This is a genomic window from Paenibacillus chitinolyticus NBRC 15660, assembly GCF_000739915.1.
Lineage (GTDB): Bacteria > Bacillota > Bacilli > Paenibacillales > NBRC-103111 > Paenibacillus_F > Paenibacillus_F chitinolyticus.
Genome location: NZ_BBJT01000004.1, coordinates 228,052 through 244,300, shown reverse-complemented (window position 1 = coordinate 244,300; position 16,249 = coordinate 228,052). Strand labels below are relative to the sequence as shown.

The 16,249-nt window shown below is 54.0% G+C and carries 18 protein-coding genes; 11 read left to right on the top strand and 7 right to left on the bottom strand.

What is annotated here, in order from left to right; genetic code table 11:
• Positions 1–152 precede the first annotated feature (152 nt).
• Positions 153–848, top strand: coding sequence for a lysoplasmalogenase family protein (locus PCH01S_RS11095; RefSeq protein WP_053228698.1), 696 nt, complete (start codon positions 153–155; stop codon positions 846–848).
• Positions 849–1,009: 161 nt separating this feature from the next.
• Here the strand turns inward: PCH01S_RS11095 and PCH01S_RS31030 are convergent, their stop codons facing one another.
• From PCH01S_RS31030 to PCH01S_RS11075, 4 genes are all read right to left on the bottom strand, one after another.
• Complete coding sequence (locus PCH01S_RS31030; protein WP_042229268.1) at positions 1,010–1,198, bottom strand: hypothetical protein; 189 nt, start codon at positions 1,196–1,198, stop codon at positions 1,010–1,012.
• A gap of 239 nt (positions 1,199–1,437) precedes the next feature.
• Entirely contained in the window at positions 1,438–1,827 is a 390-nt protein-coding gene (locus PCH01S_RS31335) for a hypothetical protein (RefSeq protein WP_241688811.1), read from the bottom strand.
• Between the two features lie 976 nt (positions 1,828–2,803).
• Positions 2,804–3,841, bottom strand: a complete 1,038-nt coding sequence (locus PCH01S_RS11080; protein ID WP_042229267.1) for a glycine-rich domain-containing protein — start codon at positions 3,839–3,841, stop codon at positions 2,804–2,806.
• 97 nt (positions 3,842–3,938) lie between these two features.
• Positions 3,939–4,730, bottom strand: coding sequence for a MerR family transcriptional regulator (locus tag PCH01S_RS11075; protein WP_042229265.1), 792 nt, complete (start codon positions 4,728–4,730; stop codon positions 3,939–3,941).
• Between the two features lie 299 nt (positions 4,731–5,029).
• On the opposite strand from PCH01S_RS11075, the gene PCH01S_RS31325 reads away from it, so the two are divergent.
• On the top strand, positions 5,030–5,155 hold the full coding sequence (locus tag PCH01S_RS31325) for a DUF6254 family protein (RefSeq protein ID WP_241688812.1): 126 nt from the start codon (positions 5,030–5,032) through the stop codon (positions 5,153–5,155).
• Between the two features lie 306 nt (positions 5,156–5,461).
• Here PCH01S_RS31325 and PCH01S_RS11070 read toward each other — a convergent pair whose 3' ends face one another.
• On the bottom strand, positions 5,462–6,454 hold the full coding sequence (locus tag PCH01S_RS11070; RefSeq protein WP_042229264.1) for a cation diffusion facilitator family transporter: 993 nt from the start codon (positions 6,452–6,454) through the stop codon (positions 5,462–5,464).
• 299 nt (positions 6,455–6,753) lie between these two features.
• Here PCH01S_RS11070 and PCH01S_RS31600 point away from each other — a divergent pair, with 299 nt between their 5' ends.
• A complete protein-coding gene (locus tag PCH01S_RS31600) occupies positions 6,754–7,149 on the top strand; it encodes a metal-sensitive transcriptional regulator (protein ID WP_042229263.1) in 396 nt (131 codons plus the stop codon).
• Positions 7,150–7,182: 33 nt separating this feature from the next.
• The gene (locus PCH01S_RS11060; RefSeq protein WP_042229261.1) at positions 7,183–7,383 is read left to right on the top strand and encodes a copper ion binding protein; all 201 of its coding nucleotides are present in this window, start codon (positions 7,183–7,185) and stop codon (positions 7,381–7,383) included.
• Positions 7,384–7,508: 125 nt separating this feature from the next.
• Here the strand turns inward: PCH01S_RS11060 and PCH01S_RS11055 are convergent, their stop codons facing one another.
• Positions 7,509–8,261 (bottom strand): IclR family transcriptional regulator, encoded by a 753-nt coding sequence (locus tag PCH01S_RS11055; protein WP_042229259.1) that lies wholly within the window; start codon positions 8,259–8,261, stop codon positions 7,509–7,511.
• 262 nt (positions 8,262–8,523) lie between these two features.
• Between PCH01S_RS11055 and PCH01S_RS11050 the strand changes: the two genes are divergently transcribed.
• The 7 genes from PCH01S_RS11050 (at position 8,524) to PCH01S_RS11020 (ending at position 15,395) form a co-directional block, all read left to right on the top strand.
• Complete coding sequence (locus PCH01S_RS11050) at positions 8,524–9,633, top strand: ABC transporter substrate-binding protein (protein ID WP_042229258.1); 1,110 nt, start codon at positions 8,524–8,526, stop codon at positions 9,631–9,633.
• A 22-nt stretch (positions 9,634–9,655) separates the two neighbouring features.
• On the top strand, positions 9,656–10,750 hold the full coding sequence (locus PCH01S_RS11045; protein WP_042229257.1) for an ABC transporter ATP-binding protein: 1,095 nt from the start codon (positions 9,656–9,658) through the stop codon (positions 10,748–10,750).
• Between the two features lie 3 nt (positions 10,751–10,753).
• Positions 10,754–11,620 carry an ABC transporter permease gene (locus tag PCH01S_RS11040; protein WP_042229256.1) on the top strand — a complete coding sequence of 289 codons (867 nt, stop codon included), beginning with the start codon at positions 10,754–10,756 and terminating at the stop codon, positions 11,618–11,620.
• Entirely contained in the window at positions 11,617–12,420 is an 804-nt protein-coding gene (locus PCH01S_RS11035) for an ABC transporter permease (protein WP_084706577.1), read from the top strand. Before PCH01S_RS11040 ends, PCH01S_RS11035 begins: the two co-directional genes overlap by 4 nt.
• A gap of 138 nt (positions 12,421–12,558) precedes the next feature.
• A complete protein-coding gene (locus PCH01S_RS11030) occupies positions 12,559–13,716 on the top strand; it encodes a M20 family metallopeptidase (RefSeq protein WP_042229254.1) in 1,158 nt (385 codons plus the stop codon).
• Positions 13,717–13,975: 259 nt separating this feature from the next.
• A complete protein-coding gene (locus tag PCH01S_RS29730) occupies positions 13,976–14,377 on the top strand; it encodes a hypothetical protein (RefSeq protein ID WP_241688813.1) in 402 nt (133 codons plus the stop codon).
• 67 nt (positions 14,378–14,444) lie between these two features.
• The gene (locus PCH01S_RS11020; protein ID WP_042229253.1) at positions 14,445–15,395 is read left to right on the top strand and encodes a helix-turn-helix transcriptional regulator; all 951 of its coding nucleotides are present in this window, start codon (positions 14,445–14,447) and stop codon (positions 15,393–15,395) included.
• A gap of 364 nt (positions 15,396–15,759) precedes the next feature.
• Here PCH01S_RS11020 and PCH01S_RS11015 read toward each other — a convergent pair whose 3' ends face one another.
• Positions 15,760–16,212: a hypothetical protein gene (locus PCH01S_RS11015; protein ID WP_241688814.1), complete on the bottom strand. Its 453-nt coding sequence runs from the start codon at positions 16,210–16,212 to the stop codon at positions 15,760–15,762.
• Between the last annotated feature and the right edge of the window lie 37 nt (positions 16,213–16,249).

The window sequence follows — 16,249 nt, the reverse complement described above, 5'->3', positions numbered from 1 at the left end:
CGGACTTGGCCGGCTTTCGATGGAGTTTGGCGGGTGAAACGCGTTCATTTATGCACGGGTTAAAAAAGAGCCGGATTGCTCGCGGGACACGCGGGGTAAGAATAGGTAACGGCTTAGGCGTGCATGGGTGTGCACGGGAGGAGGGGGAAACGATGATGGGATGGCTTTGGGCCGTTCAAGTGATCTTGTTTGCCGCCGGTACCGGTCTTGGAATGTCGGATGCCCGGCGTAAAAGCACGGAGGTCCGGCTTCCGTTATGGGTGCGGATGCTGATCAGTCTGACACTTACCGCGGCTGCTTTTGCTTTGTGGCGGGATGATCCGGCGTCCTCCTCCAAAGAGTGGATTTTCTGGGGAATGGCCTGGTCGTTTATCGGCGATTTGTCCATGGCCGGGATCATTCCCTGGAGGCATCCGATGATCGGCGGAATGCTGACGTTCGCCGTGGCGCACGTCTTCTATATCGCGGCGTTTGCGGCTGCCCTGCACCATGAAGGCCTTGACCTGATGAACGCGGGCCTGGCTGTCGTCGCCGTGTTCTACGGCCTGGTGCTGATCGCCGCCTGGCTGCTTCTGATCCGCAATCCCGACGCTCCGCGCTTGTTCAACATCGGCTCGCTCGTCTACGGCTTGTGGATCGGGGCTATGGCGTCGGCTGCGGCTGCTATGGCCTGGTCCCTTGGCGGGGCGCTCTGGCTGACGGCTGTCGGCGGGCTGCTCTTCGTCGTTTCGGACACGATCATCGGGGCCGCAGCCATCGGCGGCAGGTTGCTCCGGCATCAGGGATACTGGGTATGGCTGACCTACGTGGCGGCCCAGATGTGCATCGTTTACGCGTTTACCCTGTGACCCCGTCTTTAGGCAGCGTCTGCACGAACTGCGAAAAAGCGGCGGTATGGTCGATTTTCTGTTTGACGGACCAGTCGTCGATGCTCTTGTTGTGGCGGGTGAACTGTTTCTCGATGGCTTCGTAAGCGCCGTAAAAAACTTTGCCGTCCAGACCGGCCCAGTTAATGGCATGCCGGTATTCGACCGGTCCGGTCTTGAACGGAACGAGGTATTTCAGGCAGGAGTATTATGGGGCAGATCACGACGTACTGGATCGTAAACGGGAGGTAAATCGACTCATCAGCCTGCATGATCGGGTCCGTATCCACCTGATCAATCAAGTTCAGCACGTCATCCGTCAACGTATCCATCCAGATTGACTCTAACTCGCCAGTTGTGACAGCTTTCTTGTTGCCGTATGGTTCGCCTGGGCCGCCTCGGTTACCGTTTCCTAGGGGAGCACCACCTCCACACTAGACTCAAATCTCTAATAATTAATAGTCAATTGATGCAAGATTAACGCACAAACTATTTCGTGTAAGCATTCATATGCTTATAAAAAAACCTGCCAAACATACGGCAGGCAATAAACCCTTATATTTAATCACTATTACGGAGTTAATTTCAATATCGTAAGAGTAGTGTTGGTAAGGTTATGAAGCTGTGCAGGTGTAGCATTGGCATTTACCAATTGAATTGTTTTTGGTACCGCAGTAACGACAATAATCACTTCAGCAGATGTAGGGCCGCCACCATTTCCTGTAAAAGGAACAGGAGTAACAGGAGCACTACTTACAGTTAAGTTAAAATCAGCATTGCCTTGATTGTGAACAGTAAAAGAAATCAAATAAGTTCCAGTTTCATTGATTGTTATTGTCGCTGAAGGTGGTACAAAAGTAAATGCTCCCCCAGAGTTTGCGAATACACCGTTAAAAATAACAGCTGCATTACCTGGGACTGTATCGGTTCCTGTACCGGGATCAAAACGGTAAATACTCAAAAAGTCTGAAATCCCTGCTCCGGCTGGTCCGGGAGGTCCCGCTACTCCAGGGACACCTTGAGCGCCAGTTTCACCTTGTGGGCCTTGGGAGCCAGTTTCACCTTGTGAACCTTGAGCGCCAGTGTCACCTTGAAGGCCCTGAGGGCCAGGAATTCCTTGTGGACCCTGAGGGCCAGGGATACCCTGTGGACCAGGAGGCCCGCCGGCAGGGCCAGGAATACCTTGAAGGCCCTGAAGGCCCTGTAGGCCCTGTGGACCTATTGGTCCTTGCGGTCCCTCAGGTCCAAGAAGCCCAGGAATTCCTTGTGGCCCAGGCTGGCCTTCTGGGCCAGGTACACCTGGAACCCCCATAGGTCCCTGCGGCGCATTCACGTTAATTTTGGGTCTGACATTGACTTTAACTATTTTTTTCCCTTTATGAATATGCCTGGGTTTATGTCTCTTACAGTCCATAATATGTTCGCACACCTCCAAAAATTAAACTCAAAGACAGTTTATTGTCTATCCCTTTTAAAAGATTGGACTAATAACCTTTATATCGGGAAAGTGGTTTATGCCTAACATTACAGAAATCTTGATTGTTATTTGTTCCCCTCGGCTTTCCGTTATGATGGAATGCGAGATAGCGGATGTCTGCAAATGCCACGTGTGGCGCGCCGCTATCTCAGCCGGGGGATAGCCTGGTCGATGGGGAGGACGTTCACGCGTCCTCCCTTTATTTATTCAGAACGTTGTACAAGGACAGGCTCAATTCCAGTTGACTCTCGGTAACGTTTCATAATCACGTCGCAAAATAAAAAGAGCCTATTCCATTAGGAATAAGCTGCTCATCTTTGCATTTCAATTTACTATGTGGCGCGCTCCAAAAATATCTGCCCTGTACTCTTTCCCAGGTTAAGCCTCACAGGCAATATCGTAATCGTTCATCCCAAACACGTGGTACATCATAAAGCGCTGCTACTCCCGTCCGGCCGGGTCAGGAGCTGCTGCAGGACGAACTACTGCATGAAGAAGAACTGCTGCAGGAAGAACCGCTGTCGGACGAGCCGCTGCATGACGAACTGCTGCAGGAAGAACCGCTGCCGGACGAATTGTTGTCCGACGAGCCGCCGGAGTCCGAGGAGCTGCAGGAAGAGCTGCTGCAGTCCGAATCGCCGGACCCGTTCCCGCCGCCCCCCTCACGATCATCGTTCCCGTTCAGGATGGAGTAGAACAGCAGGGCGCTGAGGGCGCCGTAACCGGCGCCGGAGACGTCGTTGGCGTTAAACGAAGAGGCCGCCGTTCTTCCGGCCGAAGACATCCTGCCGGAATTTCGTGCTGCGGCGGCCGGCGGGGCATTCTGGATCCCGTTGAAAAGGTGATGCACCAAATCCTGAACGGCATCTTCATAAATGACGATCGTATTCGGCTTGAAATAATCCCGCCGGATCCGGTTCCAGTCAAAATCTCGGGCATATGCGACGAATTCCGGGTGAAGCCTGCGCTGTCCGAATTTTCCGAGCAGCTGTTCATTTTCCGGGTAGAAGCGGAACACAAGGGAGTAGACCAGCTCGAACAGGGCTCTCTCGTGTTCGCCCGGCTGCGGCGCATCGCCGACATGCGGCGAATGGTGAATCATTTCCCCCAGAAGATCCCGGCAAAACTCCTGATAATCGCGGGTGAACATCAAAGCTTCGTGCCAGATGTCATCCACGGACGTGCTGTACATGCCCACGTTGTTTAAATAAATGTTGAGCGCCAGAAAGCGTTTGAACTCCAGGAAAATCCACGAATACTCGGTTTCGGAAATATCCGGATTCTCCTTCAGCACGCGTGCTTTTACATGATCCCAATACTTGGCGTATTTGCCGAAGACCTCATTGAACCGGGCTTCTACCGGTTTGAGGCTGTCGTTCTCCAGAACACCCAGCCCATACGGAGCGAAAGAGGAAAACAATTGGACGGGCGGAGCTTTTGGCTGCTTTTGCACAGGCTGTGATTTCATACTAGTAAAAAACCATTTAAAAAATGACACGCGAAACCTCCATCATCAGGCCGATACCTGTTTAGTTCGTTGCTCGGTTAGTTGTTAGGATCGTGGTTCAAGACCGTTCGCACGGTTTCTTGCTTCTTCACTTCCGGCGATTCTTGCCGACGAAGGGCTTCGGAGGAGCTGCAGCTTCGTGCGCCGTCTGAGTGCGGTCGTAGTACTCAAACGCCGCGTTAAGAAACTCCAGCAGTTCGGGTTCGAACGGGTACAGGTTCATCGGATTATCTTCCGCGCCGTGCAGCTCCCAGTACTTGTTCATCAGGGTATGATTGCCGTCAAAAGCCTCCAAGGCCAGCGTCGTGATCCGCGCAGCGACTTCCTGCGCGGCCGGAGAAGCCGGATCTTCGTGCATGACGGCCTTGGCCTGTGCAACCTCTTCTGTCCAGCGCATTGTCAGGGGGTCATCTTTATTCAGATTAGGCAGCTTGTGAAGCAGCTTCCGCTCCTCGGCCGTGAAATGCTCGCGGATGAAGCGCTGTTTGGCCGCGGGATCTTTTTGACTGAGCCGGATCATTTGGAACATCGCGTTCCAGTTCAGGGTGCCTTCTATTTGAACGGAATGGATCGTAACGCGGAGCATGCTTTCCAGTTCTTCGAGTTTCTCTTTCTCGCGCTGAACCATTTGAAGCTGATCTTCCAGGCAGGAGAGCCAGTCGGTTCCGTAGCTATCGAGCATTTCATGGACGGCTTTTAACCCGAGTCCCATTTTTTTGAGGATCGAAATCTGTTCCAGCCGCATAACATCCTCGTCGGAGTAAAGCCGGTGGCCGCCTTCCGTGGAGCCGGAGGGCTTCAGAAGCCCGATCTGATCGTAATGGTGCAGGGTGCGCACCGTGATGTTCGCTTTACGCGCAAGTTCGCCAACGGAATACATATCATCCGGATTTCCTTTCCCGATGGGTTCTTTTCCTATTCTTACATCCTAAAACGTTCCAGTTCGGGCTTCAAGTTGTTTTTTATTGGGACCGGGGGCAGGTGACGGAAAAACGAGTAAGGGAAATCGCCGGATGTCCTTTTAACCGGGAACCGAAGTTTATAAGCGGCGGACCCGAAAAAGGAAGAGAAAGTAAAGCGGCCGAATAGAGGGCCTTCCGCGGGCGAAAACTAGGAGGGCAGAGCGGAGAATCGACTCGTCGACGAACCGTACCCCTTCACGAAAAGGAGTGTCGTTTCATGACCCAATCGAAGAACCGGAAGGAAGGCTTGGCCAAAAGCCGTAAGCAAAGACAGAATCCCCACGGGAAAATCCGCTCGCTGAAAGAAATTGCCGCCGAAACTCATCAGGGAATAGAGGAGTAGAGGAAAGGGGATTGCCGGGCTTACGTGGCATTTCCCGGGGAATCCGGCCTCCCGGTGGAAAGCGAAAAGCCCGCGCATTATGCCGCGGGCTTTTCATTTAGAGACCGGTAGGATGCAGCCTTGCGGACCGCCGAAATGGCGGTTTTCCCGTAAGGCTGCATTAAATCCTGCGTATCGCGTACAGAGGGATGCGATCATCCTGGCGCGGCGTCAGCGCGGCCGGTCCGTTTCTTCGCGAGCAGCGAATAGTCGGAATTGCCGGGACCACGACCTGCTCCAGGCCGGCAGAGGACAGCCGGCTCTACCTCATATACTGAACTCCGCATGCTTCAGATGACGGGTTTCTACCTGGATGGTGGCATGCCGGATCTTATACTCGTTCTCCATACAGGCAACGGCCTGCTGGAGAACCTCCTGGCTGTCGGCTTCATCGTCGATGAGCAGATGACAGCTAAAAGAATCCATGCCGGACGTGATCGTCCAGATGTGAAGATCATGGACCTCGCGGACGCCGGGAATACGCAGCAGGGCGCTGCGGACATCATCGGCGTCCAGGCGCGACGGAACGCCTTCGAGCAGAATATGCGTGGCGGATTTCAGCACGCCCCAGGCGCTGCGCAGAATGAGCAGCGAGACCAGGATGGAGATAATCGGGTCTGCCTGATACCACTGGAACGCCTGCATCAGAAGACCGGCGATTATCGCCCCTACGGAGCCGAGCGCATCCCCGAGCACGTGCAGATAAGCGCTTCTGACGTTGAGGTTGTCTTTGGCGCCGCCCATCCGGGTCAGAAACCAGGCGCTGACGAGGTTGGCGACCAAGCCGATGACGGCGATAAGCGTCATCGTGCCGCTCGCGATTGCCGGAGGGTGCGCGAAGCGTTCAACGGCCTCCCGGATGATCAGGATGGAGAGGACGACGAGGGTGATGCCGTTCAGCATAGCCGTTAAAATCTCCACACGGTAGAAGCCGTACGTTCTTCTGGGAGAGGCGGGACGGGCCGCAAACCACATGGCGACCAGACTGAGCAGCAGAGACGCCGCATCGCTCAGCATATGCCCGGAATCCGACAACAGCGCCAGACTGTTCGTCAGCAGACCGCCGGCGAATTCCAGCACCATAATGACCGTTGTGATGAGAAAAGCGATAAACAGTCCCTTTTTGCTGCTGGGGCCGTGATGATGCCCGATTCCGCCATGTTCGTGATCATGAGAATGGTCGTGGGAATGCCCGTGATCGTGCCGGTGAATTTGGCCGCTTGCGGCACCGGCTGCTTTCCGTTTTTTTGAGTCGTTCATACCGCTGTTCCTCCTTTGCGTGACGCAAGTTTGATAAAAACTAGGGTGTCCTTCCCAACTGCTCTCGATTTATTCGGCTTTCTTATCCTGAGTAAGGAAAAATGAGATTGCATTGGGTTGTGTTAAATTTTAAAACAAATATATGAGCAAGTATTCATATGTTATTTTTATAATACCCAATCCAGAAGATTTTAACAAGCCTAAATTTTTATGAATGACGGCAAAAAAATTTCGGTCAAAAGATTATTGAAATACCCCCATGGGGTATGTTATGCTGGTGATAAGGGAGGTTGAACAAGATGGTACTCCATTCCGAAAAGGATAACGGCAGAACCGAAGGCGAAACGGGCAGCGCTCCGCTTGCTTCGGCGGATGCCGGGACTTCCTGTCATACACATACGCGCGACGAAGATACGGAAAGAAGAAGCCATCACAGCGACAAGGTGAAGAATAACTTGGTTTCCAGGTTGAACCGGATCGAAGGTCAGATCCGCGGCGTCAAAGGCATGATCGAGAAAGACACGTACTGCGACGATGTGCTCAACCAGATTGCCGCTGTGCAGTCCGCCTTGAACAGCGTGGGCAAACTGCTGCTGGAAGGGCATATGAAAAGCTGTGTGATCGAGCGGATTCAGGAAGGCGATACGGATGTGATCGACGAACTGCTCGTTACTGTCAACAAGCTTATGAAATAAACCCAAACTAATCGGAAGAAAGGGGTAAGGAAAATGGAAAAATTGACGTTGAAAGTGGAGGGCATGTCCTGCCAGCATTGTGTGAATTCGGTAGAAAAAGCGGTCGGAGAGCTGGGAGCGAAGGCTCAGGTACATCTGGCCGAGGGACGTGTCGAAGTGGAATACGAGGCGGGAGCCGTAAAGCCCGAGCAGATCAAAGAAGCGATCGAAGAACAGGGCTACGACGTCGTATAAGGCCGGCCAAGCCGCAAACCCGCGGGAAGTGCCGCGGCTGACCGGCATCACTGGCAGCGGAGCTTTCCGCGGGCAATACAGAACAAAAAACCACTCGGAATCTAGATTCCGGGTGGTTTTTTGTTCTACCGGTAGCCCAGGCCGAACGAAATGTTGCGCGTCGTCAGAAGAACCTGCTGCAGGAAAGCATCCTGCTGCGGAACGACCCGGTCCGACGGCCCGATGAGGCTGACGGACGCGACAATCTCGCCCGTCGCATCCCGGATCGGAGCCGCCATCCCCGTCACGCCGACGTTGCGCAGATTCGTCGAAATCTCGTAGTCGCGGCTGCGGATAGCCGCAAGCCGTTCTTTGATTTCGTCCGGCGCCTGCATGGAATGCGGGGTATACGTGCGGATTCCGTCCGCAAGCACGCTGTCGATAAACGCCTCCGGCCGGAAAGCCAGCATCACACGGGACGCGGAGGTGGCATACAGCGGGAAGCGGCGGAACGCGTCCACATTGAAGCGGATGGGGTGCTGGGAATCGATTTTATCTACATATATGGCGTCTTTCCCGTCGACGACGCACAGACAGGCCAGTTCTTTCGTTTTCTCCGCAAGCTGCTGCAGGTAAGGTTTGGCGAAATCGACGAGATTATGATCACGAAGCACTTTCGTGCCGAGTTCGAGCAGAGTAAAACCGAGCGAGTACTGCTTCGTACTCGGATTTTGCGAAATAAACCCGTCGCTTTCGAGCGTAGCGAGCAGCTTATGAACGGCGCCTTTAGACAACTGAAGCCGGCGGCTCAGTTCGGTGACTCCGAGCTCCTTCGGACCGTCTAGAAACTCTTTGAGCAGGCGGCTGCTGTTTTTAACGGAAGACAAATGGTGCTCCATGAACAGACTCCCCCAGGCGGTCATATCGTCGGAATATCCCGACATGCAAGCAAATTATTGCTATTGTAGCATACTTATTTTGGGTTTCCTAGAGGTGCTTCGGACGGGCTACGCTCCGGAAAAATAATCTTTTTTTAAACCTGACATATGTATTGCTAGGCTGGAAAGAGCGTGATAGAATCACTTTAAGATTTCCTTATAGGAAACATTGTTCACATATAGTGAACGATTAGCGAAAACCAAATAGAAGGGATGTCCATCCATGAAAAAGAAAATCGGGGTCTTGGTTTCAGTTGCCGCTCTGTGCGGATCACTTCTTGCAGGATGCGGATCTTCAAAAGAGCCGGCAAAGGATGCCGCCGCTTCGCCGGGCGCATCGACTTCAGCGCTGCAGCCGGAGAAAGAGCTTGTTGTTGCGGGTAACGGAGCTACGGTAGAAGAGCTGATGAAAGACGAAATTTTCAAACGTTTCAAAGCGAAATATCCCGACATCAAACTGACGTATGTATCCGGCGTATCGACCGAAATCGTCGCCAAAGCGAAAGCGGTTAAAAACGATCCGCAGACGGACGTTGCCATCATTGAAGGCGGCGAGCAGGAAATCGGACGCAAAGAGGGTCTTTTCGAACCGCTTAAAGAAGCCGATATCCCGAACATGAAAAACGTGATCGCCGATCTGAAAGTGGCCGAAGACAGCGGGGTCGCCGTTAACTTCACGCCGATGGGCATCTCCTATAACGAAGCGATTGTGAAAGAAAAAAATCTTCCGATTCCCGAGTCCTGGAACGATCTGGCCCGTCCCGAGATGAAAGGCAACCTCACCCTGACCGAGATTTCCAGCAACTTCGGCCGTTCGGCTCTGATCATGCTGGCTTATGCGAACGGCGGGTCGGAGAAAAATATGGATCCGGGCTTCGAAAAACTGAAAACGATTGCAGGATACATGCCGACCTTTGCCAAAAGCGCCGCGCAGCTCCAGCAGAACCTGCAGAACAAATCGGCGGCGTACACGTCCTGGACGATGGCCCGCAGCATTGTGCAGAAGGACCAGGGGATCGAGCTGAAGTTCGTCGTGCCGAAGGAAGGCGCCAACCTGGTGCCGAACGTGGCCACAATGACCAAGAACGCGAAGCATCCGAACGCCGCGAAGCTTTTCATCGACTTCCTTTTGACGGACGAAGTTCAGACATTGTACGCTTCAAAGCTGTATTATAACCCGGCCACATCCGTAAAGCTTCCGGAAGATATATCCAAAAAAATCGAATTCGACCGCTCCAAAATCGTGAAATTCGATTACGAAACCGTAGGCGGCAGCACCGCCGGATGGATCGACCGCTTCAACAAGGAAATCGCACCTTCGGTAGGCAAATAGATTCGGAAAACAGGTGATTCAGTTGGAAAAGAAGATAGATGTCGAACTTAATGCCGTCCGTAAAACATTCGGTTCCAACGTGGTCGTCGACAACTTTGACCTGAAGATCGAGCAAGGAGAGTGCATCTCCTTTCTCGGCCCTTCGGGGTGCGGCAAGACGACGACGCTGAACATGATTGCCGGGTTCTTGGACCCGGACGGCGGCGAAATTTCGATCAAAGGCAAGCGTATGAACGGCGTTCCTTCGAATAAGCGTGACCTGGGCATGGTGTTTCAGACTTATTCGCTGTTCCCGCATATGACGGTTGCCGAGAATGTAGCCTACGGGCTCAAGCTGCGCAAAATGCCGAAGGCGGAAATCAAAGACAAGGTGCGGAAGATACTGGAGCTCGTCAAGCTGCCCCATGTGGCCGACCGCTATCCGAAGCAGCTTTCCGGCGGACAGCGCCAGCGGATCGCGATCGCCCGGGCGCTCGTGATCGAGCCGTCCCTGCTTCTTCTCGACGAGCCGCTCAGCAACCTGGACGCGAAGCTGCGTGAAGAGCTCCGCGACGAGCTGAAGCGTTTGCACAAAGAGACGGGCGTCACGACGATTTTCGTAACGCACGACCAGGAGGAGGCCCTGTATTTGTCCGACCGGATCGTCGTGCTGGATCACGGCAAGGTCGAACAAATCGGCACGCCTTGGGACATTTACAACCGCCCAGCCTCCGAATTCGTGCACACCTTCATCGGCAAATCCAACCGCTTGCCCGGCACGGTCCGGGGATCTGCAAACGGCGGGATGGCCGTGCAGACCGACGCCGGATTCGTGCTGGAGGCGTTCGCGGACGGACGCACGTTTACGACAGGGGAATCCGTGGTCGCCTACGTGCGTCCGGAGAAAATCCGCCTGACGGAGTCCGGCGCGCTTGCGGATACCGTACGGGCCGCGGGAACGATCCGGCAGCTATCCTTCCTCGGTTCCTTCGTGGAATGCGAGGTAGAGGTCGGCTCCGCGCTCGTTACCGTAAGGATGCAGATGCAGGACGGGCTGGCGGACTACACGGCGGGCCGGCAGGTGGGACTGACGTGGAATCCGAAGGATGTCTTCGTATTCCCGCGGAAGGAGCAGTAGGCCATGCAGGCGAAATCCTCCCGCTTCCGCCGCCTGTCGTCCTGGACGGGGCTGTTTCTTCTGGCCCCCGGTCTGATCGTTCTGCTCGGCGCGTTTCTCATCCCGATGATCTACATCCTGCTCCAGAGTTTGCAGGACGCCGAGCAGCAGTTCTCGCTGCATAATTACCTGCTTTTCGTACAGGACCCGTATTATGCGGGCATCTTGTGGCGGACGATCAAGCTCAGCTTGTATACTGTCCTGCTGACGCTCATTCTCGGATACCCGGTTGCGCTCTTCATGTCCAAGGCGTCGGGCAAAATGCGCGGACTCGTCACGTTTCTGATCATTTCACCGCATCTGATCTCCGTGGTCATCCGCAACTTCGGCTGGGTCGTCATTCTGGGTGACAAAGGCTGGGTCAACAGCTCTCTGATCAAGCTCGGCCTGATCGACAAGCCGCTTAAGCTTCTGTACAACGAGCTTGGCGTGGTCATCGGACTCACGGATTCCTTTATCGTGTACATGGTGCTTGCGCTGGCGACAAGCTTGTATGCCGTCGACCAGTCCCTGTACAAAGCGGCGGGAATTCTGGGCGCCTCGAAGGCCCGTTCGTTTTTCTCCATCACGCTGCCGCTCAGCCTGCCGGGCATTTTTGCCGGGACGACCTTGGTGTTCAGCTTATCCATGAGCGCTTTCGTCACCCCTGCCCTGATGGGCGGAAGCTCGGTTAAAGTCATGCCGGTCATCACGTACGAGAAAATTATGGCCACGCTCGACTGGCCGCTCGGCTCGGCGCTCGCCTTTCTGATGCTGGCTTCCACCTATGCGCTCGTGACGGTATTTACGAAAATCGTGGAAACGAAGCGCTACCGGGAGGTGTTCTCGTGATCAGACGCATCCCGTGGCTCGGCATCGTTACGTTTATCGTGCTGCTTTTCGTCATTTCACCGCTGCTGGTCATTATTCCGACCTCGCTTACGTCGGCCAACTATTTGTCCTTCCCGCCGGAAGGCTTTTCGCTGAAATGGTATGAGAAAATTTTGGACCGGCCGGAATTTATCGAGTCGTTTATTTTCAGTTTGGAGCTGGCAGCTCTGTCGGCCGTTTTGTCTACAATCATCGGCACGCTGGCCGCCATGGCGATTCACAAATACAAGTTCCCGGGGAGCGGCTTCGTCAATGCATTGCTGCTGTCTCCGCTCACCGTTCCTTCTATTATAATAGGGATGGCTGCGCTGCTCTTCTTCACCCGGATCGGCCTGGCGGGAACCTTTACTGGACTGCTGATCACCCACATGCTCATTTCGATCCCGTATGTGGTCCGGCTGACGATGACGGGGCTGAGCGCATACGATTACACTTTGGAACGTGCGGCTTATATTCTGGGGGCCAGTCCGTTTCAGGTTTTTCGCGACATCACGCTCCCGCTGCTTCGTCCAGCGATTTTGTCCGGGATGATCTTCTCGTTCCTGACTTCGTTCGATAACGTGACGGTTTCACTGTTCCTGGTCTCCCCGGAGACGACAACTCTGCCGATGGCGATTTTCAGCTATATGCAGGAAACGCTCAATCCGCTTGTCGCTTCGGTTTCGTCCGTCGTCATCCTGCTCAGTCTGGTGTTTATTTACATTCTGGAGCGGGTGTACGGGCTCGATAAGCTCTTCGGCACGAATTCGCATTCTCATTAAGATTTCTTTATTCAGGCAAGTTCGGATTCACTCTATAAAAAAGAGGGGCGGCATGCGGGTTGCATGCCGTCCGTTTCTTCCGCAGCGCGTTCGTACGGACGTACCCGTTTATTTTGCGCAAAGAAAGGTTTATTTCGTATGTCAGACGTAACTCTTGTGGAAAACTATATGCCGGAGCTGCTCCGGCTCTTGGAAGAAAGCGTAAATATGGACTCGCCTTCGCGGCACAAGGCGCTCTGCGACCGGATGGCGGACTGGTACGAGATCCAGTTCCGGCGTTTGACCGGGGGCACGGTAACGCGCCTTCCCCATGAGGTCTCGGGCGACCGGCTGCTTTGCGAGTGGGGAACCGGCAGCCGGCGCATTTTGCTGCTGGGCCATTACGATACCGTATGGCCCGAAGGCGAAGCGTCGCGGAGGCCCTACGGCGTCCGCGATGGCAGAGCCTTGGGACCCGGCGTGTACGACATGAAGCTGGGGCTGCTTCAGGCGATGTTCGCGCTGAAGCTGCTCGGTGACGAGGGACGCGGTACCGCGGAAGATGTTACCGTCGTGCTGCTGATCAACAGCGACGAAGAGATTTCCAGCCCCAGCTCGCGCGGGCTTATCGAGCAGACCGCCCGGGGCTGCGAGGCGGTCTTCGTGCTGGAGCCTCCGATGGAGCCGGAGGGCGCGCTCAAAACCGGCCGCAAAGGAAGCGGCCGCTACAAGCTCCTCGTGGAAGGGATCGCCGCCCATGCGGGCGTGGACCCTTCCAAGGGCGTCTCGGCCATCGAGGAGCTGGCGCACCAGATCCAGCATCTGCACGGCCTCACCGATTACGGCATCGGCACGACGGTGAACGTCGGCATCGTGCACGGAGGCATCGGCACGAACGTGGTCGCGGACCGCGCCGAAGCCGAGATTGACGTGCGTGTGAAGACGTCGGCCGAGGCCGAGCGGGTGCACGCGCTGATCGCGGGCATCCGGCCGCACCTGCCGGGAGCCCGGCTCCGCATCGAGGGCGGCATGATGCGCCCGCCGATGGAGCGCACGGACGCGATCGCGCGGCTGTACGGCATCGCGCGGAGAATCGCCGCGGACGAGCTGGGCTTCGAGCTCGGCGAGACGGCGACCGGCGGCGTCAGCGACGGGAACTTCACCGCCGCGTGCGGGGTCCCGACGCTGGACGGCCTCGGCGCGCGGGGAGATTTCGCGCACTCGCCGGACGAGTATGTGCGGCTGGACGAAATCGCGCCGCGTACGGCTCTGCTCGCGCGGCTGATCGAGACGGTCGCGGCGGGGGAGAGACGGTAAGCGGGCGTGAGGGGTAGGCTGCCCTGCCGCAGGCTGGGGAGTCACCCAGCCGGTTCCGCACGGTTTGGTATGCATACAACCCGTTCGACAGACTTTGTTCTGTCGGACGGGTTTATTTTTGTTGGGCAAAAGTAAAAAAAAGCAAACACCCATTCGAGACAAACAGGTGTCGCGTCGAAGTGATAACCTAAATAATGGAATTGATATCATGATTTGGGGAAGGGGATTGTGCGGAGAGATGGGCACGGGGAGAAAACTTATGCTGGATGTCGGTGTCATTTGCGAAGAATTAGGGCTGAGAAAGGACTACATAGAGAATGTCGTGAAGAAGAACGGAGGTATGAAACCGGGGGCGCGGGAAGCGGAAGACGAGCAGGGAGACGGAGAGAAGGACGAAGAAGACGAGGACAAGAAGGACGCGGACAAGCAAAAAGAAAAGGAGTCGGGAAAGGAGGAATGGCTAAAGTTAGGGCTCGAGGAAGGCCGGGAGCAAGGGCTAGAGCAAGGGCTAGAGCAAGGGCTGGAGGAAGGCTGGGAGCAAGGAATGGAGCAGCGACAGGAGCATGGTCAAAGGGATTTTTCGGCTTTGTCCGATAACGAGGGGCTGCCCTCCCGGAGCCGTTTCCGGTTTTCCTTTTTTATGGAAGGAGTAGGAAGTTAAGGGGCCGTTGTCGAATTCATTTCTATAGGCACATAGACCTAAAGGAATGGAGTGACACAAGACCCTTATGATGGACAAAGTCATCCGATTGTTTCATATTATTCTGGCCATTCAAGCCAATCCCGGAATCTCGGCTTCGGACATCGCCCGTAAATGCGGAATTAATCCCCGAACGGTTTACCGGGATCTCGCTACATTGAGCCTGATAGCGCCGATCACCAACGAGGGCAGGGGGACCGGGTACCGGTTTATGGGGAAGTTTTTCTTGTACCCGTTAAACTTTACGGAGCAGGAGGCGCTCGTTTTTTCGATGCTTCCTTCGGTCCTCAATACGGAAGAGCTGCCGCCTGGGTTTGACCAGGCTTATCATAAAGTAATGGCCACTCACGGGAAAGAAAAGAGCCACCATCGCGACATTGTGCAAAATATTACGGACATTATCCAGATGGGAGCGCCCGCTTACCGGCAGGAGCATCCGAATTTTTTGGAACCGATTATCCGGGCCGTTCTGGACCAGAAAACCATTTCTACCGTTTATCATACGATGTCCCGCAACAAAACGGCGGAGAGGAACATTGATCCGTATTATCTCGTTCCACGTGAGCAGCGATTTTATCTCATCGGCTACTGTCATTTGAAGCGGGAGGTCCGCACGTTCCGGATGAGCCGTTTTCAGCAGGTGGAGGTGACCGGGCAGACGTTTGAAAAAGGGGATTTTAACATCCGTCAGTATCTTAAAAACACCTGGTCCATCGAGCGCGGGAACAAAAACATGACCTTCAAGGTGAAGTTCAACGCCGAAATTGCGCGGTACGTCAAGGAAGAGGAACTGTTCGTTCATCCCCGTATGCGCGACCGCAAGGACGGGAGCCTCATTTTCGAGGTGACGGTCAACAATGAGCGCGAGTTTCTCAATTGGGTGATGCAGTACGGTCCGGCGGCGGAAATTTTGGAGCCTAAGGCCGTGCGGGAGAAGCTCAAGCAGCAGCTGCACCAATGGGTGGAGCTATACAAATGAAGGAAGCGGATGCTTCTAAAAAAAATAGTTAACTCGGCGTCGACTCGTGGGCCTGGAGAATGGTACAATATCGGATTTTTTTCAATCTTCATAAAGGTAAGGGAGAAATTAATATTTAGTTCACATATTTATTAAGCTAAAGGAGAACGATAGCTCAATAAACCGCCTTTTCACCAAGGCGGTTTTCTTATGGTCAAATATCAATATTAGAAATTAACACAGCCTCAATAAAAAAATAGTTGTATTAGTAAACTTTGATTTATGACCAAAGTAAAGCCGCGCCCCTTTGAATAGACTGTGTTGAGTTATCGTATCGGATAGCTCAACACAGTTTATTGACATAAGCGATAGTTTAATATGTTGTTTACATGCCAATAAACATGTTTCTGCTAAGTGGACCCCAGTTTTCTCCTCTGAAGCTTGTCATTCCCTCTAAATTAACAAAACAAGGGAGCACGGTATACATGACTCCACGCATAGCATTAACCGTGAATGTCATGAGAAATCTCATTCTAGAATTGTCTGCAGGTGTAATCATCGCCATATCAGGACGTATTGCATTGGCTGCCGTTAATGCTTCATTCATGCCCACGCTTGCGATACCCGCAGGACCCATATTACTTCTAATCCAGTAATTCGAAACATTGGTTGCTGACGCTAAATCAGATCGTTGGTCATATGTCATTAAAATTTGATTTGGGGCAGTTAGTCTTGCCTCAACTAAAACTGGATGTGGCTGCCGATCCGCCGTAACCGTCGATAACCCCCAATAAGGTTCGCCGGCATAAGCATATTGGGGCATGAGTTCGTTAGTCATAAAACATCCTCCACTTAATTGTTATAGTCAATTGTCA

Bases quoted from the DNA above. Each gene is read 5' to 3' on its own strand.
- PCH01S_RS11095 (WP_053228698.1), top strand. From the start codon at position 153: ATGATGGGATGGCTTTGGGCCGTTCAAGTGATCTTGTTTGCCGCCGGT.
- PCH01S_RS31030 (WP_042229268.1), bottom strand. From the start codon at position 1,198: ATGGATACGTTGACGGATGACGTGCTGAACTTGATTGATCAGGTGGAT.
- PCH01S_RS11075 (WP_042229265.1), bottom strand. From the start codon at position 4,730: ATGTATTCCGTTGGCGAACTTGCGCGTAAAGCGAACATCACGGTGCGC.
- PCH01S_RS31325 (WP_241688812.1), top strand. From the start codon at position 5,030: ATGACCCAATCGAAGAACCGGAAGGAAGGCTTGGCCAAAAGCCGTAAG.
- PCH01S_RS11070 (WP_042229264.1), bottom strand. From the start codon at position 6,454: ATGAACGACTCAAAAAAACGGAAAGCAGCCGGTGCCGCAAGCGGCCAA.
- PCH01S_RS31600 (WP_042229263.1), top strand. From the start codon at position 6,754: ATGGTACTCCATTCCGAAAAGGATAACGGCAGAACCGAAGGCGAAACG.
- PCH01S_RS11060 (WP_042229261.1), top strand. From the start codon at position 7,183: ATGGAAAAATTGACGTTGAAAGTGGAGGGCATGTCCTGCCAGCATTGT.
- PCH01S_RS11055 (WP_042229259.1), bottom strand. From the start codon at position 8,261: ATGGAGCACCATTTGTCTTCCGTTAAAAACAGCAGCCGCCTGCTCAAA.
- PCH01S_RS11050 (WP_042229258.1), top strand. From the start codon at position 8,524: ATGAAAAAGAAAATCGGGGTCTTGGTTTCAGTTGCCGCTCTGTGCGGA.
- PCH01S_RS11040 (WP_042229256.1), top strand. From the start codon at position 10,754: ATGCAGGCGAAATCCTCCCGCTTCCGCCGCCTGTCGTCCTGGACGGGG.
- PCH01S_RS11030 (WP_042229254.1), top strand. From the start codon at position 12,559: ATGTCAGACGTAACTCTTGTGGAAAACTATATGCCGGAGCTGCTCCGG.
- PCH01S_RS29730 (WP_241688813.1), top strand. From the start codon at position 13,976: ATGCTGGATGTCGGTGTCATTTGCGAAGAATTAGGGCTGAGAAAGGAC.
- PCH01S_RS11020 (WP_042229253.1), top strand. From the start codon at position 14,445: ATGATGGACAAAGTCATCCGATTGTTTCATATTATTCTGGCCATTCAA.
- PCH01S_RS11015 (WP_241688814.1), bottom strand. From the start codon at position 16,212: ATGACTAACGAACTCATGCCCCAATATGCTTATGCCGGCGAACCTTAT.